Origin of the sequence: Paraburkholderia diazotrophica, from assembly GCF_900108945.1 — a bacterium.
Lineage (GTDB): Bacteria > Pseudomonadota > Gammaproteobacteria > Burkholderiales > Burkholderiaceae > Paraburkholderia > Paraburkholderia diazotrophica.
This window is the reverse complement of the sequence record NZ_FNYE01000037.1, coordinates 53,377-79,745: the sequence shown is the minus strand read 5'-3', so window position 1 is coordinate 79,745 and position 26,369 is coordinate 53,377. Positions and strand designations below refer to the sequence as shown.

The 26,369-nt window shown below is 60.6% G+C and carries 21 protein-coding genes and 1 pseudogene; 5 read left to right on the top strand and 17 right to left on the bottom strand.

Going from position 1 to position 26,369, the window contains the following annotated elements:
• Both BMW76_RS31970 and BMW76_RS31965 read left to right on the top strand, forming a co-directional pair.
• On the top strand, positions 1-214 hold a 214-nt coding region (locus BMW76_RS31970; RefSeq protein ID WP_143062372.1), incomplete at its 5' end, for a transposase.
• Positions 215-224: 10 nt separating this feature from the next.
• Positions 225-1,235: pseudogene (locus BMW76_RS31965) on the top strand (exopolysaccharide biosynthesis polyprenyl glycosylphosphotransferase); the annotation flags it as partial.
• A gap of 225 nt (positions 1,236-1,460) precedes the next feature.
• On the opposite strand, the gene BMW76_RS31960 reads toward BMW76_RS31965, so the two are convergent.
• From BMW76_RS31960 to BMW76_RS31925, 8 genes are all read right to left on the bottom strand, one after another.
• Positions 1,461-2,594, bottom strand: a complete 1,134-nt coding sequence (locus BMW76_RS31960; protein ID WP_090872517.1) for a polysaccharide pyruvyl transferase family protein — start codon at positions 2,592-2,594, stop codon at positions 1,461-1,463.
• On the bottom strand, positions 2,591-3,763 hold the full coding sequence (locus BMW76_RS31955) for a glycosyltransferase (protein WP_090872515.1): 1,173 nt from the start codon (positions 3,761-3,763) through the stop codon (positions 2,591-2,593). Before BMW76_RS31955 ends, BMW76_RS31960 begins: the two co-directional genes overlap by 4 nt.
• A 7-nt stretch (positions 3,764-3,770) precedes the next feature.
• Positions 3,771-4,811, bottom strand: coding sequence for an EpsG family protein (locus BMW76_RS31950; RefSeq protein WP_090872513.1), 1,041 nt, complete (start codon positions 4,809-4,811; stop codon positions 3,771-3,773).
• Positions 4,812-4,844: 33 nt separating this feature from the next.
• Positions 4,845-7,010 (bottom strand): glycosyltransferase, encoded by a 2,166-nt coding sequence (locus BMW76_RS31945; protein ID WP_090872511.1) that lies wholly within the window; start codon positions 7,008-7,010, stop codon positions 4,845-4,847.
• A 3-nt stretch (positions 7,011-7,013) separates the two neighbouring features.
• On the bottom strand, positions 7,014-9,287 hold the full coding sequence (locus tag BMW76_RS31940) for a polysaccharide biosynthesis tyrosine autokinase (protein ID WP_090872509.1): 2,274 nt from the start codon (positions 9,285-9,287) through the stop codon (positions 7,014-7,016).
• 2 nt (positions 9,288-9,289) lie between these two features.
• Entirely contained in the window at positions 9,290-9,811 is a 522-nt protein-coding gene (locus BMW76_RS31935; protein WP_281248568.1) for a low molecular weight protein-tyrosine-phosphatase, read from the bottom strand.
• 58 nt (positions 9,812-9,869) lie between these two features.
• Positions 9,870-11,402: a glycoside hydrolase family 55 protein gene (locus BMW76_RS31930; protein ID WP_218162570.1), complete on the bottom strand. Its 1,533-nt coding sequence runs from the start codon at positions 11,400-11,402 to the stop codon at positions 9,870-9,872.
• 145 nt (positions 11,403-11,547) lie between these two features.
• Positions 11,548-12,582, bottom strand: coding sequence for a polysaccharide biosynthesis/export family protein (locus BMW76_RS31925; RefSeq protein ID WP_245763457.1), 1,035 nt, complete (start codon positions 12,580-12,582; stop codon positions 11,548-11,550).
• Positions 12,583-13,162: 580 nt separating this feature from the next.
• On the opposite strand from BMW76_RS31925, the gene BMW76_RS31920 reads away from it, so the two are divergent.
• The gene (locus tag BMW76_RS31920; RefSeq protein WP_090872501.1) at positions 13,163-14,266 is read left to right on the top strand and encodes an OpgC domain-containing protein; all 1,104 of its coding nucleotides are present in this window, start codon (positions 13,163-13,165) and stop codon (positions 14,264-14,266) included.
• A 102-nt stretch (positions 14,267-14,368) separates the two neighbouring features.
• Here the strand turns inward: BMW76_RS31920 and BMW76_RS31915 are convergent, their stop codons facing one another.
• Positions 14,369-15,454: an AI-2E family transporter gene (locus BMW76_RS31915; RefSeq protein ID WP_090872499.1), complete on the bottom strand. Its 1,086-nt coding sequence runs from the start codon at positions 15,452-15,454 to the stop codon at positions 14,369-14,371.
• Between the two features lie 431 nt (positions 15,455-15,885).
• On the opposite strand from BMW76_RS31915, the gene BMW76_RS31910 reads away from it, so the two are divergent.
• Complete coding sequence (locus BMW76_RS31910) at positions 15,886-16,200, top strand: DUF3331 domain-containing protein (protein WP_090872497.1); 315 nt, start codon at positions 15,886-15,888, stop codon at positions 16,198-16,200.
• Between the two features lie 99 nt (positions 16,201-16,299).
• Here the strand turns inward: BMW76_RS31910 and BMW76_RS31905 are convergent, their stop codons facing one another.
• The 5 genes from BMW76_RS31905 to BMW76_RS31885 all read right to left on the bottom strand — a co-directional run bounded on the left by BMW76_RS31905 (position 16,300) and on the right by BMW76_RS31885 (position 20,943).
• Positions 16,300-17,313: an alpha/beta hydrolase gene (locus BMW76_RS31905; protein WP_090872495.1), complete on the bottom strand. Its 1,014-nt coding sequence runs from the start codon at positions 17,311-17,313 to the stop codon at positions 16,300-16,302.
• Positions 17,314-17,365: 52 nt separating this feature from the next.
• Complete coding sequence (locus tag BMW76_RS31900) at positions 17,366-17,857, bottom strand: thioesterase family protein (protein ID WP_090872530.1); 492 nt, start codon at positions 17,855-17,857, stop codon at positions 17,366-17,368.
• 88 nt (positions 17,858-17,945) lie between these two features.
• Positions 17,946-18,911, bottom strand: a complete 966-nt coding sequence (locus BMW76_RS31895; RefSeq protein ID WP_090872494.1) for an L-carnitine dehydrogenase — start codon at positions 18,909-18,911, stop codon at positions 17,946-17,948.
• Positions 18,912-18,953: 42 nt separating this feature from the next.
• The gene (locus BMW76_RS31890; protein ID WP_090872491.1) at positions 18,954-19,883 is read right to left on the bottom strand and encodes a BKACE family enzyme; all 930 of its coding nucleotides are present in this window, start codon (positions 19,881-19,883) and stop codon (positions 18,954-18,956) included.
• Between the two features lie 97 nt (positions 19,884-19,980).
• Complete coding sequence (locus BMW76_RS31885; protein WP_090872489.1) at positions 19,981-20,943, bottom strand: choline ABC transporter substrate-binding protein; 963 nt, start codon at positions 20,941-20,943, stop codon at positions 19,981-19,983.
• A 322-nt stretch (positions 20,944-21,265) separates the two neighbouring features.
• Between BMW76_RS31885 and BMW76_RS31880 the strand changes: the two genes are divergently transcribed.
• Positions 21,266-22,258, top strand: a complete 993-nt coding sequence (locus BMW76_RS31880) for a GlxA family transcriptional regulator (protein WP_090872487.1) — start codon at positions 21,266-21,268, stop codon at positions 22,256-22,258.
• A gap of 74 nt (positions 22,259-22,332) precedes the next feature.
• Here BMW76_RS31880 and BMW76_RS31875 read toward each other — a convergent pair whose 3' ends face one another.
• The 3 genes from BMW76_RS31875 to betC all read right to left on the bottom strand — a co-directional run bounded on the left by BMW76_RS31875 (position 22,333) and on the right by betC (position 26,261).
• Complete coding sequence (locus BMW76_RS31875) at positions 22,333-23,475, bottom strand: porin (protein ID WP_090872485.1); 1,143 nt, start codon at positions 23,473-23,475, stop codon at positions 22,333-22,335.
• A 230-nt stretch (positions 23,476-23,705) separates the two neighbouring features.
• The gene (locus tag BMW76_RS31870; RefSeq protein WP_090872483.1) at positions 23,706-24,671 is read right to left on the bottom strand and encodes a choline ABC transporter substrate-binding protein; all 966 of its coding nucleotides are present in this window, start codon (positions 24,669-24,671) and stop codon (positions 23,706-23,708) included.
• A 48-nt stretch (positions 24,672-24,719) separates the two neighbouring features.
• Positions 24,720-26,261 (bottom strand): choline-sulfatase, encoded by a 1,542-nt coding sequence (gene betC / locus BMW76_RS31865; RefSeq protein ID WP_090872481.1) that lies wholly within the window; start codon positions 26,259-26,261, stop codon positions 24,720-24,722.
• Positions 26,262-26,369 lie beyond the last annotated feature (108 nt).

Sequence of the window (26,369 nt, the reverse complement as noted above, 5' to 3'; positions counted from 1 at the left end):
CGAAGTGGACGAGGTAGCGCGCGGCAAGAATCGCAACAAATCGAAGATCCGTGCTCGGGTTGAGCACGTGTTTGCTGTGGTCAAGCGCCTGTGGGGCTTCACGAAGGTGCGCTATCGCGGTCTGGCGAAGAACGCCAATCGCGCCTTCGTCGCGCTGGCGTTGACCAACGTCTATCTCTCGCGCAGACGATTGATGGCACAGGTCCGCCCGTAATGGGCGAAATGCGGGCCGAAGGCCCGTACGCAACGCCCTGGTGGGCAGGAAAAAACAAGCGGAAAGCTTCTCTCACGATCAATCTGCCTCTGTTTGCGCCCGAATGGATGAAAACAACGGCTTGTTCAGCGTTGCCCTAATTTTCGACCCGTCGTCGTCGTGCGATGCAGTGCTGGACAACGTCCCTGTTGTGCATCAAATGCAGTTGTTCAAGCGACTCGCCGTCGAAGCGAAGCTAAAGGAAATCTGGATCATCGATTCACCGTTCCGGTCAGTTTCCGTCGAGCATTTATTAGAAGCATTCCGGCACGAATTCATTAACTTGCGCGTCCTTCCCGTTTTGGACGAAGACGGATCAGTCGAACCCTCAGTTGGCGACTATCGCGGCATCGGCATGCTCAACCTGATCGCATCGCCAGAACGCGGATGGAAAGTCGTGCCCAAAGAGCTATTCGACCGATTGTTCGCATTAGTGGCGGTGCTGTTCCTTTCGCCGTTGTTCGCAGCCATCGCAATTATGATCCGATGCTCATCGCCAGGACCGGTATTCTTCCGTCAGTACCGCAAAGGCATGAACGGCCAGGTTTTCTCGATCTACAAGTTCAGGACGATGTATCAAGGCGCCGACAAGTCGGATGCTATCGTACAGGCGCGTAAAAATGATGCACGCGTGACGAGGATTGGACGATTCCTTCGTCGCACCAGCCTTGACGAGTTACCTCAGTTCTTCAATGTGCTGAAAGGCGACATGTCTGTCGTTGGCCCTCGTCCACACGCAGTCGAACACGACGAATACTATAAGAACCTGGTCCAGCACTACATGTTTCGGTACCGAATCAAGCCGGGCATAACAGGGCTAGCTCAGGTGAGCGGATATCGTGGCGAGACCGCTCAACTGGAAAAGATGGCAGGACGCGTAAGGCTGGACATCTATTATGTCCAGCACTGGACGCTCTCACTGGATATAAAGATCATCTGCTTGACGATTCTGAGGGGCTTTGTAAGCAGCAACGCCTATTAGGGCATGTCATGGACTTTGAAGTACTGCGACCGCGTAAACGCAGTACGAGCATTTCGAAGCTCTCCGTTACGATCGAGTCCGTGCAGCACGCACTCGGGCGAGTCCACGTCCATAACCATCATGGCAGAATGCCGCGAAGCTCCATTCCTTGGACATCTTTGCGGTCCGCTCTTGCCATCCAGGATATCAGGCGTTCACGGAAAGCGTCTAACGCTCCTAAGCCGGTCACCGCACGCGAGAGCGCACCGCTGCGGACCCTGCGGCTGCGCATTCCAGAAAATCCTTGAATTCCCCATAATGATTCGCGCTGCCGTCGTGAACCAGCGGCGCAGCATTCGACTGCATCAGTTTCCGCACCACCTCGACGCAGACCGAGGATGCAGGATGTTTGTCACGCGGACCCGGCAAATCATTGTCGTCCAGGAAGTCCGCGCATTTAGACTGGTAACAGAACAGAAACGCCGGAACCAGATACACATGGCTTGTAATTGCGCCGTGCAGCTTTGATGTCACAACGCATTTCGCCGATGCCAATGCGTCGATAATCTCTTCGATCGACGTTACATAGTTCAGCGTGTCAATACGGACATGCCGCGGCTCGAACCTGTGCGCGAGTTCCTGTGCAACGTGGCTGCTCTCTGCATCGAGAGAAACGAATTGCACCCGCTCTACTGAGCGTTCTGCGTCAACATTCGCAAGAATGTCCAGGACCTGCTCCACGTACTCGTATGAATGAATCGATACGACGAGCGTCCGTACACGCCCATCGACGCGTTTGGCTAAATAGATAGCCGGTAAAGCAAAAGCGAGATCGCCGAGGTTAGCCGGTTCGGCCATCGACGGGATCGACGTCACCGCCCGCACGGATGCGCGATCGCGTACGGCAATGGTGGTCATGTCCGCAACTATTGACAGATGCGCGCTGCGTCGACGCTCAGAGACGAACGGCCCAACCGAAACGCCCAGTGCGTGGACCGGCTTACGCAGCGCTCGCGCGATCGAGCTGATCAAGCGTGCAAACGCGATCGATGCATGTGCGCCGAACAGCGAACCGCCGCCAAACACTACCACGTCCGTTTGCATCAACGCGACGCAATAGGTGACCATACGGGCAACCGTTCCGCGCAACCCTGACTGGTAGACCCACCGCTTCACTACCGGCAAGGTCCATGTGCGCATCAACTCACGCTTCGCGGACGCGCAGACAAGGCGCGCTTCGATGCCGGGAATGTCGTTGCAAAGATGCTGCAGTACGTAACCGAACAGATCATCGCCAAAATTGTGACGCCCGTAGAACCCGAAGAACGCAATCCGCGTTGTGCTTGTGCGGCTCTTGCGAAAACGTGGCAGGAACTTCATCGATCATATCCTTCCGCGTGTGCTGTAGTCCGACCTGGGCGCGCGCGCCTGCGGCGACGGTAAGCCGTGGTCTTCGCCAACGCGTCATAAACCTTGCTGAATTCGTCAAGGAAGTGCTCGGAGTTGAACCGGGCCAACGCGTGTTCACGCGCTGCGGCTCCCATCCTGGCCCGTAAAGACGGGTCGTCGAGGAGCCGTCGAGTATAGGCAGACAGTTCATCGTCGTTATTAGCGAGAAAACCGGTCACGCCATGGATAATCACATCGCGATTGCCGACGATCCGGCTAGCGACGGCGGGCAGCCCCGCTGCTTGCGCTTCAATCAGTGCGATAGGCATACCTTCCCATAGCGATGGCAAGACGAATACGTCGCACGCATTCAACCGGCGACGCAAACTATCCGCATCGATCCAGCCAGATAATTCGACGTGCTGGTGGTCAATCCACGCTTCGACAGCCTGCGGGTCGCCACCACCCAACCAGAGGAAGTGAACCTTACGCCGGTTACTCAGCGACGCAGCGAGCGCCGAAAATCGCCAAGGCGCTTTCTGATATGTCACACGCGCAGAGGTGCAGATGATCGGTGTTGTGTTGTCGCGGTCTGTAGCGCTCGTGCCAAAATCTCGGAGATCGATTGCGTTTTCAACTACCGTCACTCGCCGTGTCGAGAACAGCATCGTCGCGTAGCGCGCCTCGCTACGCGAACAACCGACGAGCACGCCACCCAGCTTGTGCAACCACCGTTCGATCGATATGAGCGCGCGGGCTTTGCTCAACGAAATGTCGCGACGCAAAAAGGCAAACCCGTGGGGCGAATATACTACCCGGTCCGAAATGCACAACAGTCGCGCTGCGATGCGCCCGAGCGCACCAGCCTTCGACGAATGCAGATGAACGATGTCCGCCTGCTCGATCATGAGTTGAACCATCAGCCGCGCGAGCGCGGCAAAGTCATGGACGCCGAGACCCGTGTGCATCGAAATCACACGCCGCTTGATACGCGCATCCAGCAATGCATCGAGTCTGTCCGGAGAAGGTGTATCAGGTCTGATGGAATGTACGATGACTATGTCGTCTCCGGCCCGCGCCTGCAGATTCGCAAGCAACACCACGCAATGGAGCACCCCGCCACCCAGCGCCTCGGTGACATGGACGATTTTCTTTTTCATGAGAGGCTTACTGGAATTCTTCTAATGCGGGAATCGCCCGATATGGCAAAAATGGCGACGCCCCTCGACCTTCCTCATCGAGCATGTTGTGGAAGCGGCCGGCCATTGCGACAAGACCAATGACGAACAGGCAGGCGGCAAGGCGCGGCGACATCCGGCCGTTGCGCGGCGCGTACTGGCGCATCAGCACAACGTTCATCAGATACATCAGCAGCAGTTGAAACCGGATGCCCGCATACGTCACCTGCGTCAGCACGTAGCAAGCGATGGCGAGCGCACCGAACAGCGACAACCCGGCGATGGGAACGCGGAACTGACGTCTGAAATGGACGATCACAAACAGCATCGATGCCTGCAAAGTCAGGAACATCAGACCGGATGACTCATTGGGTGCTGCCATGCCCGCGTAGAGATCGGTCTTGTCGCTCAGATACTCGGGCATCAGCACCGAGACGGCCAGCGCAATCACCGCGAGCGAAAGCACGATCAACATGTGTCTGCGCTTTGTGGCGGGAATGAACAGAATGAACAACAGCGCCGACGAAAAGTGCATTCCCGTGCCAAGCAGCGCGAGCAAGAGATAGCGCGCGGGCTTTTTTTCGAAAGGAACCGCGGTCGCCAGCAGGAAGATCGATGACGCGAGTCCGAAACGCATGACATTCATCGTCAGTTCGTAGAACATCGCCGGCACCATCAAGAGACCGCCGAACCATGCACCGTAGCGACTGCGACCAATGCCCCACAACATCAGAACGCCGGCCGTAAGTGAAATGCTATCGACGACGAAGCGTGGATCCGGATCTATCCACCACAGCGCTCTGGAAAACAAATTGAAAACAGGTTCACTGCCATAACCGTTTCCTCTGTCAAGGTCTGTGAACGCTGTGTAATAGGCAGCTGTATCAGTTCCGGTATGCCCTCGTAGGCACACGAGCAGAAGCATCGGAACGGCGAAAATGAACAGTACACCACGGGCGGTCCCGCCGTATGTAGCGCTCAAACCTACACCAACGTAGAAAATCAGTATTGCTAATAGATAATAGCTCATACAATCTTACGCTTACTTTCTCAAGTGACGCTATCAGGCGAAGCGCCCAGACAGCGTGCAACGCCTCAAATACTTAGCGAAGCTCATCACCGAGAAAGACATCCATTCTGGAAAGCTGACGGCACCTGCGCGCCAAAAATGCAAATAGTTGTGCTGCTCTCCCTTCTGAATTTTCCACAATTGCGCGCTCAAGCCGCTACTCGCGCCGAACTGCCGCTTGAACACGTAAGAAAGTGGTGACGGGAACAGGAATGCTGTGCCCGCCTCAACTAACACGAGTTCAAGCAGCATGAAATAGTCTTCCGCATGACGCTTTCTTTCATCGAAGCGTGCAGCAACATCACCGCGAACCATGACGCTCGACGGTGTGAATCGGTTCGAAAACAGTACGTGGAATCGGGACACCTGACGCGGCTGAGCAGGCATGATCAACCTCGTCATCGACATCGCGTGATTGTTGCTCTCGGACAGTTGTTCAACTGGATGGCCACTAATCGCAACATCAGGGTGAAACCTCATCCATCCATACTGAATCGCGATCTTTTGGGGATGCCACGCATCGTCGGAATCGAGGAAAGCGATATATGGCTGCGTCGCCATCCCCCATGCAGCGTTGCGCGCTGCCCCGGGGCCAGCGTTTTCTGCCTGACGCATGACACGGACCCATTCAGAGCCATAGGTATTCTGAATGCCGCTCAAAACTATCGCTGTCTCCTCGTTGCTGCAATCGTCGACCAGAATCACTTCGACAGGACGACAGGTCTGACGCGCTACGGAAGCGACGGCACGCTCGATGGTAGTCGCGCAGTTGTAGCAAGGCACGATCACCGTGACAGGCACGAACTCTGTGAATGCCCTCTCACGCACTGCGAACTGGGAATCGTGCCCAACACCGGTACCAAAAGCGATTTGCGTCGAATCTCTCCGCGGGAGGAAACGTTTCGCAGCAGCAAGCGAAAGCACTGTCCACAGTGCTTCTCCAGCAACGGTGGCAAACACGGCCCCCTCCAGACCGAAACGCGGGATAAGAAGTCCAAACGCGGCAACTCCGCAAAACAGGACCGCCGCTGAACAGCCATTCCGAACGCCAATCAGATGCGAAGTCGTCATCGCCGATGACGAACTTGTCGCGACGAAACGCAGCGGGATGCAGACAGCCATCGGGACAATCAGATCGACTGCATTCTTATATCGCTGGCCAAACACCAACGGGATCGCGAAGGGCGCAAGCGTTGCGACAGCGACACCAATCGCGGTTCCCGCGACTAGCATCCAGCCATTGCCCTTACGCCACGCACGTTCCAGCCTTTCCGGCGAGTCAGTGACCCAGCGATGGAAGCGCGGCAAGAGCAGTCGCTGGAACACGACGGTCGGTATCAGATATGTGGCACTGAGCACCGCGACAGCGACGCTGTACTCCGCAGCCTCATGCGCCGTTAGCAGGTGTGCGACAACGAACAGGCCGCTTTGCGCATAGGCAAAATAGAGGACACTGGCAACGCCGAACGGCATGGCGCCCGCGCACAACTCGAGCACGCCAGGCCGATCCGTTGAAGAAGGGGCGATTGTGTGATCCCGTGCATCGTCGTGACCTTCAAGGCGTATCCGACCGGTTCGCATCGACCATAACGTCCAGCACGCACCGACCGCGAGTGCGAGGCCAATAGCGCCGAAGGCGAACGCAACAGTCTGCGCGCGCCAGCCGAGCCACTGCGCATACAGAATGACGACAAGGCGGACTACATGTTGAGCCAGCTGCCATATCGTCAGCAAGCCGTATCGTCCTTCGAGCTGATATTTCGCGCTGTTGAGCTCGATGGCGGCCTGGCTGAGCACGACCGGAAGCATGCACAGAATGAGGCTTTTCGTCTGCGCATCCCGTGACGCAAACAGCGCCCAAGCGGCAGTCACGCCCAGACAGACAAGTCCGCTGATTGAAATGAACCGGGTCGACGCAGGCATCCATCGCTTCGCCCGCTGGCCTTCCGATCCGTACAACTTCAACCAGTAAACCGGAAGCCCGAATCCGACTGCCGGGGCGATCATCGACAGGGTCGCCAGTGCGGCCGCGAAATGACCGTACACTTCGGCAGACATCGCCCGCGCGAGTGCGGCTTGCACCACGAACGCGACGGCAGCAGACCCGCCGGCGCCCAGCAACAACTGCGCCAACGACCAGACATCCCGGCGTGATGTCATGCTTCAATCTCCCCGTTGTTGTGCCACCATGCGCACGACGTCAGTGCCGGAACCAGCCGAATATCGATACGCACCGTACTTCGCGCCATAACGGAAACGACCGGCACGCGGGTCGATGCCGTTCAGAATCACGCCCGTGATATCGACCCCGACACGCTGCAGCCGACGGACTGTTTCCTTGAGTTCGACCAGATGTGTTGCGCCTGCACGTACGACCGCAAACACGTTGCCCGCAGCGTATGGCGCAAGCATCGCGGCATCAGACACTGGCAGGACGGGCGCGGTATCTATCACGACGACGTCATAGCGCGCCGCCACGGCTTTGATGACGACCGCAACGGCGGCATTGGCCAGCAGGTCCGACGCGTTCGACGGCCGCTGCCCAGCAGGAAGAAAATACAGATTGGTTCGGCCCGTCTGACGGATCGCGGTGTCAAGCGTGATTCGATCGGCCAACACATCCGCAAACCCATCGAGCCTTTCATCGCCGTATATGGCAGCAAGCCCCGAGCGACGCATGTCGCCGTCGATAAGCAGGACGCGCTTGCCCGATGCAGCCATCACCTCGGCAAAATTCGACGACACAAACGATTTGCCGACACCTTGTGTGGGGCCGGTGAACATTACGACGTTGTTTTGCGCGTCGAGAATTGAAAATCGCACTGCGGTTCGCAGACTGCGAAGATTCTCGATCGCAGGATCGTCGGAGGCCACAATCGCGTGCGCATGACGGCGCGCGGGATTCCCGCGGGAACATATTCGTGCAATTGAGGCAGACAAGCCGCAGCCTGCTGCACGCGGCACGGAAGCGAAAACGCGCAGACCCGTCGCACTCTCGACTTCACTGGCATCGGACACGCCGCGGAAAAGCAGATCTCGCACCCACGCAGCGAACACCGCAGCAAATCCGGCTAGTACGAATACGATGCACACTTCGATTGCGCGGCGCAAATGCATCGGCCTATCGGGCGCGAGAGCTTTATCGATCAGGCGGACGTCGCCTATCCGACCCGCATGGATCAACTTCATCTGCTCGATATTGTTCAGCAGGCCGACGTACAGATCATTGGCCACCTTGACGTCACGCTCGCTGCTGATCAACCGACGCTGATCGGCAGGGAGCTTCGCCATGCTTTGCGCGAATCTTTGCGATTCCGCGCGCAACACGGCGATCTGTGCGTCGATCGCGATCACCGCGTCATGTCCTGGCATGAAGCGGCTCGCGAGTTCGGCACGCTTTTCAACCAGTCCCGTAAGCTGCGTTTCGTTCTGCGCCGACTGTTGCAGCAAGCTTGCCGCCTCGCCGTCTGTGCTGACCGACTTCAACTGGACACGCAACGTTGAGAGCGCTGCTTCCGCTGCATCGAGACTGTGCCTCAACTCCGGCTCCCGGCCTTCAAGGAATGCCAAGGAACGCGCCGCCTCCTCCGTCTTTCGCGCGATGTTCTGGTCGAGATAGAAAGCCGCAATGTCGTCGAGCGTGCGAACGAGCCGCTGCGGATCATTGCCACGCAGCGACACACGCAACACATTGGAATCCTTGCCCGCTTCCTTGACCGACAGTTCTCGCTGTAGCTGTTCGATCGTCGTCTGGCGAGGATATCGGACCAGTCTGAAGCGTGCGCCAGGTTTCGCGTTGTACGAGCGGACCTGCAGCACGAGCGGGCCATTATCTGTGCGAACCCGGAGCTGCTCCCCGCATCTCCCGGCAACATCTGCGATGAGCCCGGGACCGGCAAGCCGGAACCCTCCGCCGCGGACGACGGTCAGGTCGTAACGCTCTTCCTCATAGTTACTAGGGACGTCGAACTGGTCGATGTCGATTTGCTCGGCGCCCCACGTATAGCCACCCATCCCGAGCCAGCCTGGATCCGGCAAACCATTGTTACCGCGTGCGATAGCTGCTCCGATGACCGGAAAGCGCCGCGGCCGCGCGTCGATGAAGAGCCGCTCACGGTCGACCGCCGCCGCAACGACGAGTCGGGAGGCGATAACTTGCTGTTCAGATTCCGCCGAAGCCTTCACGTCGAACATGGAAGACAGACCGCCCAGCACCGAGCGCGCCGCGTCAGCCGCACCGCTCTCTTCGACCTGGACCATGATGTCGGCCTCGTAGACGGGGTCCGACAATAGCACCCAGGCGGAACCCGATGCGGCGATGACGACGAAAATCGCGAGCATCATCCATCGGTAAAGGACCAACGCGTCTAGCCATGCCGCCAGATCAAATCCGCTTTCCTGCAGTGTGTTGTTCGAGTCTTGGTTCAATTCGTTCATCACTACGCCCCCGCTTCCGCTCTCGCCGCGGAATGGTCGATCGCATGCGGTGTGCACCCGATCCGTCGGTCGGTCACGGTCGGTTGCACCGACGACTCACTCTCTAGTCTTCGTGCCCACTGTTCGATTGACCTGTCGATCACGTCGAAGCTTGCGTTGAAGTGCGCGTCACTCTGCCCGTAAGGGTCTGCGACGTCCCCGCCGTCGCCGAGCAGGAAGACCTTGCCGCGTGTATGCGGAAACACGTCGTGGAGCGAGTGCCGTTGTGCGCGGCTCATGACGAGAATCAAATCTGCCTCGTCACACATCGATCGCGTCACTTGCACCGCACGATGCGAGAAGAGGTCGATACCGCGTAGCGCAAGCAAGGCGATGACCTCACTGACAGCGGGCTCTCCGACAACTGCGGCCAGTCCGGCGGAACGCACTATTGCGCCGGGCAAACGCTGGCCAAGCAACGCGGCTGCCATCGGACTTCGGCACAGGTTGCCTCTGCACAAAACAAGAACACGAGAAAGGGTCATAGGTTGATCCGATGGGCTGGAACGGCCACCTTGCGGCTCGAGAGAACGGCGCGGGCGGTCATGTGGTCCGCCATGCTGCGAGACGTAGCACCTGCAGTTCGCCCGACCAGTCGGAGAAACTGGCATGCAATAGCGCGTACGACGCGCCCGGCGGCACCGTCGCGCGCAACGGGAGTAGCGCGTCGCGCATGCTCGGGCTGGACTTCAGTTCGAGCCGCCGTGCGTCGCTGGTCAGGAACTCGAGTTGGATTGCTATGCGCGGTGGCTTGCCATTTGCAGCAACGACGCAAGAAGCGACAATCGTCGCGCCAACCTCCACTGAGAAAGGCGAACGGCTAGTCAGCGCAAAGTCCGCTCCGCCCGCTAACGGCGCCATGACGACAAGCGCCTGCACGGCGCCCGCGCGATGTACTGAAGCTCGCGCAACGCTTCGCGCGGGTGCTTTCCAATGCGCAAGCGCGTCGGCGGAAGTGCCAGGCGCGTCAGCCGCGAAGTGCGCGTCAGCGTTCAGGCAAAGCTGACGGGCGGGCAAAGCGTCGACGCCCGGAAAGCTCAGCGCGCCAAGGCTCTCAATGACGACCTCGTCGCCTATCAGCGGGTCGTGCAACTTGTCCGGTGACTGTTCGAAGCGAAATTCGACGGCAATCGCGCCGAAGCGCACCCGTCCAGACACGAGCCGCCGGGGCGAATTCTCGATCGTCTTGCGCTTCCACGGGCGCGGCAACACGATCGAATGGTTGATCGCCACGCGCAGACGCGTGCCGCTTTCGACCGCGTTGACAAGCTGCCCATCGATTCCTTCGATATGGCAATGGCTCAATGCCACCGTTCCATAGCTTGCGCGCGGGCCAAAATAAAGGACGTCGCCGTGGAAATCGAACGAGCAGGCGTCGAAGACGAAGTCCTGGCTATCCGCATCGATCGACACAGCATGCTGGGAACCAGCGAACGTGCAGTCGAGGAAAGTCATCCGCTCGCCGCTGTCGATCGCTGCCCCGGCGCGGCCGCGCACATATATCGCCGCGTCGCGGTTTTGTTCGAAGCGGCACGAGCGCCATGCAGTAAGGTACGTGTGAACCGGATCGATGCATAGCGCGCCGCGCCATCCCGTGACGACGACATAGCATCCGCCTGTATCTCGTACAGCGCCCGGTGCATGGGGATCGTTATCGCCAATGACGATGCCCCAACCGTCCGAGCGCTCACCGCCTGGCCCAAGGATCGACACGGTGCCGCCCGTGCCGTCCAGAAACGGTGAGCGGTTGCCGGCGAAACAGAGTGCGCCCCCCGGAATCGACACCTCGTTCCGGCAGACGATGCCGTCGCGATCGACGGGCAACTGCGTGAAGTCCAGCAGTACAGAGCCTTCGCTTCGAAGCTTGATCCACGGCACCGTGTAGATCGTGTCAGTGAGCCGGTAGTGGCCGGCGGGAAGAACAATGCAAGGCAAATACGATGTATCGCCGAGCGCGTCAGCCCGCCCGCGAATGTGATCGATCGCGCGTTGCAAGGCCATCGTGTCATCAGCCTTGCCGTCGCCCTTCGCGCCGAAATCCCGCACGTTGACGAAGAAGCCGGACGGTGTAGTCACTGGCGCCGACGCGCTGCGCGCGGCACGTGCGAGACCCGCCAGGCAAGCACCCGTTGCGGACATAGTAAGGACTCTGCGGCGATCCATCATGCGCGTTCCGCAGCAATCGCAACGCGCTTTGCCGCACCGCTACCGGGGAAATCCATCATTTGGTCACCACCGCAGCCGTCAAGCCGGCGTTGATCGCGGGCAGCAGCAGACTGAGGACGCGGCTCGCGCGCACGAGACCATTCGCGTCGACGTACACCACGTCCTTCGGCTGCAGGTCGAATTCTCTCGCAAGCAGCATCGATACGGGCGATGTGCCGTCCAGATGGAATATCTGGGGCGCACCGCCAAGAGAACCGCGAATGACGTACATCTGCGCCGCGTCTGCACTGCCCGGGTTCAGGCTGCCTGCCTGCAGCAACGCATCCGCGAGCGTGAGACGGCCACTCGTCCGCGGAATCGCACTGAGCGGTTTGTTGACCTCGCCCATCACGTACACCGCATTCTCTTCGCGCGACTCGACCCGCAGCAGATCGCCGCCCCTGAGAACGATCCGCGCTGGGCTTTGCCCGCTTTCAAACATCTGCGTCACGTTGAGCTGATACGACTTGCCGTCGCGAACCAGGACGATGTGGCTTTGATCGGCGGTATCGTTGAAGCCACCCGCGCGGCTAATAACCTCATACAAAGTCATCGGCACGTCGTTGACGGGAACGGCGCCCGGACTGCGCACCTGTCCATCGACGTACACCTGACGCGAACGGAACGACGCGACTCGCAAGGTCACCTGAGGTTTGCGCAGGTAACGCGACAGTGACAGCGCGAGATGCTGTTGCGCTTCCTCGGGCGGTAGCCCGGCCACGTGCAAGGTGCCAGCATACGGGAACGTCAGGTTGCCCTTTTCATCAACAACGAAGCCGGGCGCCGGGTCGGACGGCCGGACGGCAGCCTGCTGCTGCGGACCCTGTGCAGCAGCCAGTTCGGGGTGGTCCCAAACGACGATGTTGAGCACATCGCCCGCACCAATGGTGTAACCCCGCGGCTGCCCTTCGAGCACAACGGCCTGCGCAGACTCCTGACGCTTCGCCACGTTGCGCATTTCCGCGACGACGCCGCCGTCCAGCTCGATAACGTGCAGATTCGCCACTGTTTGCTGCGTGACCGACGTGTCATTCGTGAACGACGATTCCATTCGCATACCCGGCGCGAGCGCACAGGCGGACAGCGCTCCACAGGCCGCAAGCATCACTAACGGTTGGTAACGCACGCGGGAAGCGCGCATTCGACCAAGTGCGGATAGAAGACCAACACTGCGCATAAGATGACTTCACAACGACTGCTGTTGAGCATGGAGGCAGGTCAACCGAAACCTTGTCATTCGATTAGCCGGCACACCTCGAAGACCGGCAAGCATAAGCGGGCGCGGCTTGCCTGTCCTGCCAATACCCGAACCGTTTTCGCCAACCCCTCATCTCGTTTTTATCGGCGGCCCCAACTCGCACCACCACCTTTTCGCCAAAAACGCAACCAGGAGGAACTCTGAGCGATAATGGCGGTCCATTTCGGGTCGTGCAGGCGATTCCGTGGCGGGCGCGCCATGCCAAAAGAGGTCAGCAGGGCCGCCATGATCCGCCGCGCAAACGCGCCATCAGGCCGTGCCGCGAACGCGCGTCAGGCACGCACACGCCAGCACCCCCCATTTCCCGCCTCACCGAAACCGCGCTGCGCGTCGCCCGCGCGCCGTTTCGCGGAGGCGCTTTGCCATCACATGCATGCAGACATCAAAAACCCGTCTGATCGAGCTGGACTTCTTCCGAGGACTGGTTCTTCTGTTTATCGTCGTCGACCATATCGGCGGCAGCATCATGTCGCGCGCCACGCTGCATGCGTATGCGCTGTGCGACGCAGCCGAAGTCTTCGTCTTCCTCGGCGGGTTCGCGACGGCGACGGCCTATGCGTCGCTCGCGAAGCGCCACACGGAAGCCGACGCGCGCAACCGTTTTTTCCGGCGCTCGTTCGAGCTGTATAGGGCGTTTCTGATCACGGCTGTCCTGATGCTCATTGCGAGCGCGGTGATGAGCGCGTTCAGCATCGACGCGCCCAACATGACCACGACCGATCTCGACGACATGATGGACACGCCCGCGGCCGTGCTGCGCGACATCCTGCTGTTCCGCCGTCAGCCATATCTCGCATCCGTATTGCCGATGTACGCGTTCTTCGCGTTCGCCGTGCCCGTGGTGTTGCCGCTCGCACGAAGCAAGCCGTGGCTGCTGCTCGCGGGCAGTCTCGCCGTGTGGTCGATTGCGCCGTGGATGCTGCCGCATCTGCCCGTCGCCGAAGACGCGCAATGGGACTTCAACCCGTTCGCATGGCAGTTGATGTTCGTGTCCGGTGTAATCGCGCAGACGCAGCCCGTCTATCAGCGCGCAAGCGCGCACCGCCATGGCTGGATCGTGACGGCGCTCGCGTGCGCCGTGGCCGGAGCGGCCGCCGGATATAAGCTGTTCGTCGAAGCGGCGCCGCTCGATGGCTGCCTCAAGCAGAATCTGTCGTGGCTGCGCGCGGTGAACTTTCTCGCAATCGCGTGGCTCGCCGCAAACATGGTGCGCATCGGTTGGGCAAAGGCGATCGCGCAGCGCCTGCCGTGGATCGGGCTCGTGGGACGCAAGGGCCTGCTGTGCTTTATCGCGGGCACGGTGATATCGCTGGTCGTCGATTCACTGCTGTACACGGCCACCGACGGCTATCTGAACATCCCGCTCGGCCTGACCGCCGATGCCGTCGCGATCGGTTCGCTATTCGCGGTCGCCAGAGTGTCCGTGCCCGTCTCGCGCGTGCTGACCTTGCGTCTACGCGGCTCGGGGCCCGCCTGATTGGACCGATCACGCAGTCACGCAAGCCATCACTCGAAGCGGCATCACGAACGCGCTCCGGCTCGCAGCAAAAGTCCGGAAGCGCAGAAGCGAATCAACGGATCATCGCTCGATCCACTCGGTCCACAGCACCATCAGCACCGTCATCAGCGCGGGGCCGACGAACAGACCCAGCAGGCCAAACGTCTCCGCGCCGCCGAGAATCCCGAACAGCACCAGCAGAAACGGCAGCCGCGTCGAATTGCCGATCAGCATCGGGCGCACGAAGTGCTCGGCGATGAACACGACGATAAAGCCGAACACGGCAAGCGCAATTGCTGGAACGATCGTCCCCTGGATGATGAAGAGCCATAGTGCCGCGCCGCAGAACACGACGGGCGCGCAAAACGGCAGCATCGCGGCGATTGCCGTGACGAACCCAAGCAGTGCTGCATGCGGCACGCCCGTCAACATGTATGCGACGAACAGCAGCGCGCCCTCGCCGATGCCGACCACGACAAGCCCCGACACCGTCCCGCGTACGGCCGCCGCCATCCGCTCGACGAGATGCAGGCCTTCGTGACCGAACGCGCGCTGGACGCCCTTCATCAGCGAGCCTGACAGCCTCGGGCCTGCCTGAAAGATCACGAACAGCGTGACGAGCATGAAGCCGAACAGCATCAGCGCATGCGCGGCACGCGCGCCGAAATGCCGGCCGAATGTCACGACGGCATCGCTGTGCAGGCCCTTCATCGCGGGCGAATCGCGCAGCGGCTGCGCGAGATTCGACTCCCACCACGCGCCGATCTGCGCCGCGCCGAACGGCAGATGCTGGACGAAATCCGGCACGGGAATGCCGTTCTCATGCACGGTGCGCAACCACTCGATCACGTCGTGCGCTTCGTTCGCGGCCTGCGCGATGCCGATCCCGACGGGCAACAGGAACAGCAATCCAATGGCAACGGTCAGCACGGTCGCGATCAGCGTCGTGCGTCCCTTGAAGAATTCGTGTTGTTCGACCCGATGAAATGCCGGCCACAGCGCGATTGCGATCACGCAGGCCCACGCGATCGCGGGCACGAAGTCGCGAATTACCCAGATCGCCAGCACGACCATCACGGCATAGAGCGTGGCCGAGGCCACGCGCTGCGCCTTGCGGCGATCGGGCGCGTCGGCCTCGGACGGGACATCTGGCGGACGTTGATTCATGTGACCTCGTAGAATGAGCGGAGTGCGTGGGCCGCCTGCGTGAGCGGCCTGCCCGCTCAAAGATAGCGCGAATACATGAAAGACCCGGATGACGGACCGGGCACGGACCATGGCAGCGAGCACGCAGAGTACCTGCATCGGTCTCACTTCCGGTGCGCCGGCACCCCTGTCGAGGCGCACATCATAAGGGATGCCGCGCACGCCCATCCACGCTGCCCGGCGACCCTGCCGTTATCTGCCGCTGATACAACAGTTCGTTGCCGATTTGCATGTAATGGCCATGACAGGCCGCGAAACGGCCTGGTACCGTCCGCGTGCACATCCGCCATCAGATTATTGCCGAATCGGGAACAGTGTTTCTACGCGGGCACAATGGCTCTCACGCGCGCGCGGGACTAAATTCGGCACACACCACAACTACGGAGCCGACCATGACGACCTTGGAGTGTTTGCCGTTGACAGGCGCCAACGGGTTGCGCATCGAGATACTCGAGCACTCTGATACAACACTCATCATTCGCTGGATCGAGCCGGGCCGCTGTCATTATGGCGAGCAGCGCTGGCGCCGCCGTTCGGCGCACTCGTCCGGCACCTGTGCCGTATCGCGCCGCAAGATCCGCCGCGGCGACGCCGTCTTCAAGCCGGCCGAGCGCCCCGCTCCCGCCAATGCATCCGCGATGATCGCAGCCGAAGTGCTCGAACACGCACTCGCCGCCGAAGAACTCGAGCACGCGCTCGCCGCATAACCGACGTTTCAGGCAACAATCGAAGCCAAAGGTCCTTGCACAGAAACGAGCGGCATTGCACGCAAAAGGATCGCATGCGACAGGCCGCTGTTGTATCCGCTAATCCGCTACGTGATCGGTAAGGAAGCGGCACACCTCGCCGTGCATCCATTGCACGCCGGGACTTGTCGCCAGCGCGCGCCACGAGCCGTGTACAAGGCCCTTGCCGACGGGCGCATGCGCTTGCCCGCCCGCCGCGCGGATGCGCTCCGCAAACTCGCGCGCATCGTCGCGCAACGGATCGTGCTCGACGCCGATCGCGAGCGTCGGCGGCAATCCATCATAACGTGATGCTTCGAGCGGAATCGTCCACGCAATATGCTCCGAAACGCTTGTGCGCAACCCGCTGATGCTGCTGCCCGCGTTGCCCGCATGGTTGCCCGCTTCATTGCCCGCTTCATCGCCCCAATACATCGCGCTGTAGCGCCGCACATCGGCGAGCGTGAGCATCGGCGCGTCGGCTTCCGTCTCGCGCGCGGGCGATTGCGGCTCGACACCCAGCATCGGATAAACCAGCGCGAGACCTCGGACGCCCGTCAACCCTTCGTCGCGCAACCGCATCGCGACACTCGCCGCGAGCGTCGCACCCGCGCTGTCGCCCGCGAGTTGCAGCGACGTCGGCACCAGACCGAATGGCAAGCGTCCATCGAGCGCGGCGCGCGTGACAGCCAGGCAATCTTCGTGAGCGGCGGGCGCTGGATGCTCGGGCGCAAGCCGGTAATCGACGGCGATCACGCACAGGCCCGTATCGGCCGCGATGCGCGCAGTGATCAGATCGTGGCTCGCGAGCGAGCCGACCACGAATCCCCCGCCATGAAAATAAAGCACCATGCCCGGCGAGCGCTCGCACCGCTCACGTTGGGCAGGCGCATAGAGGCGCAGCATGAAAGCATGGCCATCGGGCGACGTGAACGGCGCATCGTACGTGCGCACGCCATCGAGTAACGGCGGCGTGAATGCAGCGGCGAGACGCTCGTACATCGCCCTCTGCTCGACGACCGTCGATGCCGAGCGGTCGCTCGGGTAAAGCGCTTTCGTCCGTTCGACGAATGCGGCGATTTCAGGTTCGAGCATGACGTGCACTCCGTTTATGCGTTGCCCGATTATGCCTGCGAATGCGGATGCCTCACTTGCGGGCCGGCGCGGGCAAACCGATCACACGGCCAGCGTATCGCGCGGCAGGCAACGCGGCTTGCGCATCGACGAGCGCACGCACGCGCGCCTCGACATCGCTATCGAACACTGCGGAACGCGGACCGCTCGTATCGACGTGCAGCAGCATCTGTTCGCCCGCAGCGACGGGTTCGTCACCCTCATCCGCGAACATTTCGAGGTACAGGTGCATGCGCTTCGCGTCGTGGGCCAGCACGCGCATCTCGACTCGCACTTGCGCGCCTTCCTTGATTTCCTGTAGATAGTTGATGTGCGCTTCGAGCGTATAGATCGAGCGGCCACGCGCCTTGCGCACGGTGTCGTCGAGGCCGATCTGCTCGATCAGCGCATCGGTGGCGAAGCTGAAAATCAGCATATAGAACGCGTCGCGCAGATGGCCGTTGTAGTCGACCCATTCGGCACGCACGACGTCGTGATATGCAGGCAATTCCGCGTGTCGCGGCATGGCGATTGTCTCCGTCGCGTTGAACGTTGTTCGTGCGCGCGGGGCATCTTGCATCGATTCCCCGCGCGTGCAGCCATATTACGCGACGTTATTCGTCGGGATGCAAGCCGTGCCGCGCTTTCGCGTCGGCGATCGCGGACAGCACGTTCGTGATGCAGTCGTCGCGATAGCGTTCGAGCTGCTTGATCGAGCGCGGACCAAGCTGCTCCGCCGTGCCGTCGACGACGCGATCGATCAGTTCATCCGTCAGCTTCGGCGCGACAAGCTTGGTCCACGGCAATTCGAGCGCGGGCCCGAATTGCTGCATGAAATGGCGCATGCCCGCATCTCCGCCTGCGAGCGTATAAGTGAGGAAGGTCCCCATGAAGGACCAGCGAATGCCCGCACCAAAGCGGATCGCATCATCGATTTCGCCCGTCGTCGCGACGCCTTCGTCGACGAGATGCAGCGCCTCGCGCCACAGCGCTTCGAGAAGACGGTCGGCGACAAAGCCGGGGACTTCCTTGCGCACATGCAGCGGCCGCATGCCGAGCGAACGATAGATGCTCGACGCGGCATCGATGGTCGAAGGCGCCGTGCACTCGCCGCCCACCACTTCGACGAGCGGCAGCAAGTACACGGGATTGAACGGATGCCCGACGATGCAGCGCTCGGGATGCAATGCGCGTGCATAGAAGTCAGTCGGCAACAGGCCCGACGTCGACGACGCGATGATTGCATCGGGCTTCGCCGCGCGGCTGATCTGTTCGTGTAGCGCGAGCTTCAGCTCTTCGCGTTCGGGCGCGCTCTCCTGAATGAAGTCGGTATCCGCGACGCACGCCTCGATGGTCTTCACGAAACGCAGGCGATCCTGCGAAGCGCCCTTCGCGAGCCCCACGCGTTCGAGCGCGGGCCATGCGTTCGCGACGTTGTCGCGCAACTGTTTCTCCGCGCCCGGAGCCGGGTCCCACGCCACCACGTCGAGCCCGTGCGCGAGCGCGCGCGCGACCCAGCCGCTGCCGATCACACCCGCGCCGATTGCTGCAAATGTCTTGATGTTGGTGATGACTGCCATTGCCGACGATCCTCTGTAATTGTGCAAAGCCTTATCTGAACTTCACGCGAACTGTTCGACGGCGCGCTTTTCGAGCAGCCGTTCGCCGCGCGCCGGCAAGCCGAGCTTCTTGCGGCCTTCGGCGGGCGTGAGCGCGCGGCCGCCCAACCGCTCGATGATTTCGATCGCGCGCGTGACGAGCGAACCGTTGCTCGCGGGAACGCCTTTGTCCAGCCAGATGTTGTCTTCGAGACCGACCCGCACGTGGCCGCCCAGCAGCATTGCTTGTGCGACCATCGGCATCTGCATGCGCCCGATGCCGAAGCCCGCCCATTGCGCGCCGTCCGGCAGGTTGTCGACCATCGCTTTCATCGTCGTCGTATCGGCGGGCGCGCCCCACGGAATGCCGAGACACAACTGGAACAGCGGCGGCGCATCGAGCAGTCCCTCCTTGAGCAATTGCTTGGCGAACCACAAATGGCCCGTATCGAAGATCTCCAGTTCGGGCTTTACGCCGAGTTCCTGAATGCGCTTTGCGCCCGCACGCAATTGAGCGGGCGTCGATACGTAGATATAGTCGCCGTCGCCGAAATTGAGTGTGCCGCAATCGAGCGTGCAGATCTCCGGCAAGAGTTCCTCCACGTGCGCAAGGCGCGTCAGGCCGCCCACGAGATCGGTATTGGCACCGAAGTGCATCGGATCTTCGCCGGACCCGATCTCCAGGTCGCCGCCCATGCCCGCCGTCAGATTGATGATGACGTCCGTGTTCGCCGAGCGGATACGGTCGACGACTTCCCGATACAGATTCGGATCGCGGCTGCCACGTCCCGTTTTCGGATCGCGCACATGGCAGTGCGCGACCGTTGCGCCCGCTTTGGCGGCTTCGATTGCCGCATCGGCGATCTGTTTAGGCGTGACGGGAATGGCGGGATGCTTGCCGACGGTGTCGCCTGCACCCGTGACGGCGCAGGTCACGATTACTTCATGGTTCATGCGTGCAAATTCCTGTTAAAACGAAAGAGTCGGAATGAAAAGTACTTGTCTTGCTCTAAAGACAGAGCTTGAGCAGTCGGGCTTTAAAGACATTGGCTCAAAGACCCAGATAAGCCTTGACGGCGGGCAAGCCGTCCTTGCCGTCATACGTCTTCACGCCGGCCAGCCATTGATCGAGTACTTGCGGGTTCTGTTTCAGGTAGGCCTTCGCGACATCGGCAGGCTTCTCCTTTTTCATCACCGACTGCATCACGACGTTTTCGATCTGCGTCGTAAAGCGAAGATTGCTGACGAGCTTTCCCGCGTTCGGACAACGTGTCAGGAAGTCAGGTGACGTCAGCGTATAGACGCGCGCTTCTCCGTCGTTGGGACCGAATACGCCCTCGCTGCCGCTCAGGTACTTCATGTCGATCTGAATGTTCATCGGATGCGGCTGCCAGCCGAGAAAGACGACCCACTTCTTCTCGCGCACCGCGCGCTCGACGGTGACGAGCATGCCCGCTTCGCTCGATTCGATCAGCTTGAAGCCGCCGAGTCCGAACTGATTGGTCGCGATCATCTTCTGGATCGCGGCATTCGCGCTGCTGCCCGGCTCGATGCCGTAGATCTTGCCGTCGAGTTCCGCGCGATGCTTTGCGATATCCGCGAAGGTCTTCAGGCCCGCGTCGTATTCATAGGTCGGCACGGCGAACGTGGCTTTCGCGCCCGTCAGATTCGGCGGCTGCAATACGTTGATCGATTTCGACTCGACGAATGGCGCGATTGCTTTTTCCTGCACGGGCCACCAGTACCCGAGCGAAACGTCGAGCTGCTTGCTCTTCAGTCCGGCAAATGAAATCGGCACCGAGGCCACCGTCGTCACGGGCTGATAGCCGAGCCCTTCGAATACCGTCGACGCGAGCGCCGTCGTCGATGTGATATCGGTCCAGCCAATGTCGGCGAAATGGACGGCGCGGCAACTCGGCGGGTCTTGCGCGAGCGCGGACTGCGACAGCGTCGCGAGAAGGCCCGTAACAAGCCCGGCAATACATGCGGTAACGACTTTGATGCGCAACTTCATGACGATCCCCTTCGACACGATTCGCAGCGTGTCCTGTAACGCCCGCGATATGGGCGGCTGATGAGACGACCCGAAAACAACTGGTGTAAAGCAAAGGTACAGGCCCATATTTCCCCAAAATCGACCGCCAGCGACCCGTTCTTGCTTGCGCGCGACCATGAGGGAAAACCAGCATGCAACTTGCTGTGTGCGCCGTGGCACACGTTTGTGCGCCGCGCAATCGTGACACCGATTTTTGGCGCAGCTTGCCGCATAGCATGACACTTGCTACGCTCGCCGGATTCGACGAATCCGCTTCACCTGACATCGAGAAGATCGAGCGATGCCCGAAGACATTTCGTTTCTGCTGCTGCCGGGCTTTTCTGCCATCGGCTTCATGTCGGCCGTCGAGCCTTTGCGCGTCGCGAACCGCTTCCGCGAGGACCTGTATCGCTGGCACATACTGAGCGTGGACGGCGCGCCCGTCGCCGCGAGCAACGGCATTTCGCTGAACGCGGAAAGCGCATTCGGCGATGTCGATCAAGCGCAAACAGTCTTCGTGGTCGCGGGTTTCGAGCCGCTTGTCCGCTACAGCCGTGCGCTCGGCGAATGGCTCAAGCGTCTGGACCGTGCACGCGCGACACTCGGCGGCATCGATACAGGCGCGTTCATCCTCGCGGAAGCGGGCCTGCTCCGCCCAACCGACAGCGTAACGTTGCATTGGGAAGCGCTCTCCGCGTTTCGCGAGCGCTATCCGGCCGTCCAGGCGAGCGAAGAACTATTCGAGATCGGCGAGCGGCGCATTACGTGCGCGGGCGGGACGGCGTCGATCGACATGATGCTCGACCTCATTTCACGCAGCCACGGCGCGGCGCTCGCTTCGTCGATCTCCGAGCAGTTCGTCGTAAGCCGCATACGTCAGCGCTCCGATCATCAGCGAATGGAAATTGCCGCGCGTTATGGCGTGCACAACCGCAAGCTGATTCAGGTGATCGGCGTGATGGAACAGAATATGGAAGAACCGCTAACGCCCGCCGACCTCGCGCAGGAAATCGGCGTTACGCGCAGACAGCTGGAGCGGCTCTTCTGCTCGTCGCTCAAGGACACGCCGACGCATTTTTATCTGCAATTGCGGCTCGATCGCGCCCGAGAGCTTTTACGGCAAACGGATATGTCGATTACGGCGATCTGCGTCGCGTGTGGCTTCGAATCGCCATCGCATTTCTCGCGCACTTATCGCGCGAGGTTCGGAGCAAGTCCTCGCGATGACCGCAGGCCGATACGTCCGAGTGCGGGTGGCATGGCGAGTACGACGCGGGAGGATGCTCTGCCTTGAAGAGGGGGTTATATTCGCGACGGCCTAAAGGAGCCGAAAAGGAACCGTAAAAAGGCCGTCGCAGATAAACAGATTTAGAACGAATGCCTCATGCCGATCCGCACATCGGCTTGCGTCGTAGTCGTCGATGGCGTGAAGCTATAGCCGATCACCGCGTCGACGCCATTCGAAGCCTTCAGGTAGTCACCCGAGATATACACGTCCGTCCGCTTGGACAGCAGATAGTGCGCGCCGAGCGAGCCCTGATTCCAGTGATGGCCTTCGAAGTTCGTGTACTGATAGCCGCCGATCACGCTGAACGCCGGCGTGATCTGCCAGTCCGCGCCGCCTTCCGCCACCTTCATATGCGACGTGACGCCGAGTCCCTTGATCGTCGTGTACGTGAAGTTGCCCATCAGCGTCACGTTGCCGATCGCGTAGCTAGAGCCAACGCCGAAAGTGCCCTGCTTGTCCACGGGAAACGGATTGCTTGAAAAGAGATCCGTTCGCGCGCCCGTCGCCGGATCGACAGTGACCACCGGCTGGCCGAGAAACGTATGCACGCCAATCATTGCATACGGGTCGAACGCATAGATGCCGTGCGGATTGTTCAGCTGCGTATAAGCAGTGCCGACCGTAAAGGAGCCGTTCGCATAGTGTGCGCCTACGCTCCACGCGCTGTCCTGATGGAAATTGCCCGCGACATTGCCGAACGAGTACATGCCGCCGAACATGAAGCCCGCGAATTCATTCGACAGGAACTTCACCGAATTAGGCAGCCGGTCGCCGTTGATGCGATCGAAGTCGCCCTGGTGAATCGCATAACCGCTCGCCCACCCGGAAATGTTGTATGTGGTCAGTATCTCGTTCGTCATATCCAGCTGATTGCCGAACGACAGCGTGCCCCACTGGTTCTTCAGACCGACATAAGCCTGGCGCCCGAACATCGTGCTGCCGAAGCCCAATTGACCATTGCCGAGGTGAAAACCATTCTCGAGCACGAATACCGCTTGCAGACCGCCACCCAGATCCTCTGTTCCCTTGATGCCGAAGCGGTTGCCATACGAGATGCCGTCGTCGAACTTGACGACGTGCGAGCCGCCTGTGTTGTTCACGTACGTGATGCCCGCGTCGATGATCCCATACAACGTGACGCTGCTTTGTGCGTGACTCGCATTCGAAATTCCGGCGAGCGCGAACGCGACGCCTGTCAGTGCTGCGGCATTCAGCTTTTTCATTGTGTCGTTCTCTCTTGCCTGGCTATGAGGAAACAGGGGTATAGGAATGCGAAGCGAGCTCCGCGTCGTGTGCCAATTGCACGACGATCAACGCACAGTACAAATCCATATTTCGAGCAACTCGACCAAACACGACACACTTTGGTCTGGCTGCGACATGCCTTGCAAAACAAAAGCGCGCGTCCCATTGCAGAACCGCGCGCCTCTATTCGAGTGCCGACAATGCCGCTTTAGTGAATGCCGAGTTGTGCCTGCACGGCCTGCAATCCGTCGGCGCCGCTTGTCGTCGTCACGCCTTTGAGCCATGCACTTAGCAATGCGGGATTACCCTTCAGCGCGTTCATCGCCGCCGTGTTCACATCGACCTTGTTTTGCAGCACATTCGCAATGATCTGGTTTTCGATGTCTACATTGAACGTCATCTGCTGGAAGAGCTTCGCGAGATTCGTGCACTGCCCCGCAAAGCCCGCGCGCGTAACCGTATTCACCGTTGCGCCGCCGTAGTTGGGACCGAAATACGCATCGCCGCCTGACAGATAGGTCAAATGGAACTTGGTGTTCATCACATGCGGCTCCCAAGCGAGGAATACGATCCACTGCTTGTCGCGTACCGCGCGCTCGACCTGCGTAAGCATGCCCGTTTCACTCGATTCGACGATCTTCCAGTCGCCGAGTCCGAATGCCTTGTCGGCGATCATCTTCTTGATGTTCTGATTGGCGGGCGCGCCGGGCTCGATGCCATAGATCTTTCCGTTGAACTGGTCGGCATGCTTGACGAGATCGGCGAACGAATGCACGCCCGCTGCCGCGACATAATCCGGCACGGCCAGCGTAAACTTCGCGTTGACCAGGTTGGCATGCAGCACATCGATCGAATGGTCGTCGATGAACGGCTTGACGAGGGGACCTTGCGCGGGCATCCAGTTGCCGAGAAACACGTCGATCTGCCCTTTCTTCAAGCCCTGATACGTGATCGGCACGGATAGGTTCGACACGTTCTGCTGATAGCCCAGCGCCTTGAGCAGTACGCCTGCCACGGCATTCGTCGCGTCGATGTCGGTCCAGCCGGGATCGGCCATGCGGACCTGCGTGCAGGTTTGCGGCTCTGCGGCATGCGATGGTCCCGTCAAGGCCGCGCCGAACGCTGCGAGCGTCAGCGTGACCTTTACAAGCGAACTTCTCCAGCGTCTGTTCATCGTGGGCTCCCGTAGTGAGTGTGTCGTATTCCGTTGTCCTGAGTCCCGTCACCGCGCGACGACACGCGGATAACGCGCCATCGCCTCGAGCGTGTCGAGTTCGATGTGGTTGCGCATATAGCGCTGGCTCGCGTCGGTGAATGGCTGCCAGTCCCACGAGCGGATCGCGCCTTGCGTAGTCGCTTCGAAATGAAAGCGCCTGCGCCGCTGGCTCGCGAGCACCGATCGATGCAACGCGGGCACGTCCCAGCGCTGCGCGATTTCCTTGCGAAATGCGTCGACCAGTGCGGCCGCCGCTGGCTCTTGCGCAAGATTCACGCGCTCGTGCGGATCGTTGGCGAGGTCATAGAGTTGATCGGGATCGACGGGCGTATGAATGAACTTGTACTTGCCGCGACGGATCATCAGCAGCGGTGCAATCGCGCCTTCCGCGAAGTACTCGACGATCGCTTCGTCGCGCCCGCCGTCGTCTTGCAGATGCGGCACCAGGCTACGTCCGTCGACGGGATCGGGCCATTCGGTCTTGCGCGCGCCCGTCGCCATTTCGACGAGCGTCGGCAGCAGATCGACATGCGAAACCGACGCGGCCACGCGATGCGCGCGGTACTGCTTCGGCGCATGCACGATGAGCGGTACGCGCACGCCGCCTTCGAAGCATGTCATCTTGTACCAGAGCCCGCGCTCGCCGAGCATTTCGCCGTGATCCGACGTGACGATGACGATCGTGTCGTCGGCGAGCCCGGTTGCGTTGAGCGTATCGAGAATCGCGCCGAACTGCGCATCGACATACGACAGCGCGCCGTAATACGCGTGCCGCGCATTGCGAATCTGCTGCTCCGTCGGCGGCGTCAGGTCGGCCTCGTAGACATCGCGCAGGCGTTTCGAATGCGGATCGCTCTCTTCGCGCGTCAGCGTCACGCGCGGCATGTCGATCTGTTCGTCGCGATACAAGTCCCAGTACTGCCGCGGGATCGCATAGGGATCGTGTGGATGCGTAAGCGACGCGACCATGCAGAAGGGCCGCGCGTCGCCGCCCCCCTCGCGCTCGCGCACGATGTCATACAGCTTCTGGCGCGCGGTGTACGTCACTTCGTCGTCGAAATCGAGCTGGTTCGTGCGCACGCACGGCCCCGCATCGAGCACCGAGCTCATGTTGTGATACCAGCTCGGCCGCACGTCCGGATGTTCCCAATCAGGCACCCAGCCGAAATCGGCGGGATAGATGTCCGTCGTCAGCCGCTCTTCGAAGCCATGCAACTGATCGGGGCCGCAGAAATGCATCTTGCCGGAGAGAATCGTCCGGTAGCCCGCTGCACGCAGATAGTGTGCGAACGTCAGCGTTTGCGCGGGCAATTCGGCGGCATTATCGTAAGCACCGATTGCAGCGGGCAGCTTGCCCGCCATCATTGAAAAACGCGCGGGCGCGCACAACGGGCTCGCGCAATAGGCCGAGTCGAACACGACGCCTTGATTCGCGAGTGCATCGATGCGCGGCGTCAGCGAAACCTGATTGCCATAAGCGCGCAGTGCAAACGGCGTCATCTGATCGGCCATCAGGATAAGGATATTCTGCTTTGTATTAAGGCTCATGGGCGGGGCGGATTAGAATCGGAGGATTGCGCTTAGTTGCACGGCGACGCATCGACGTAATGACTCGCCGCATGCACGTCACGCATGCACATCACTATTGCCGCTCAT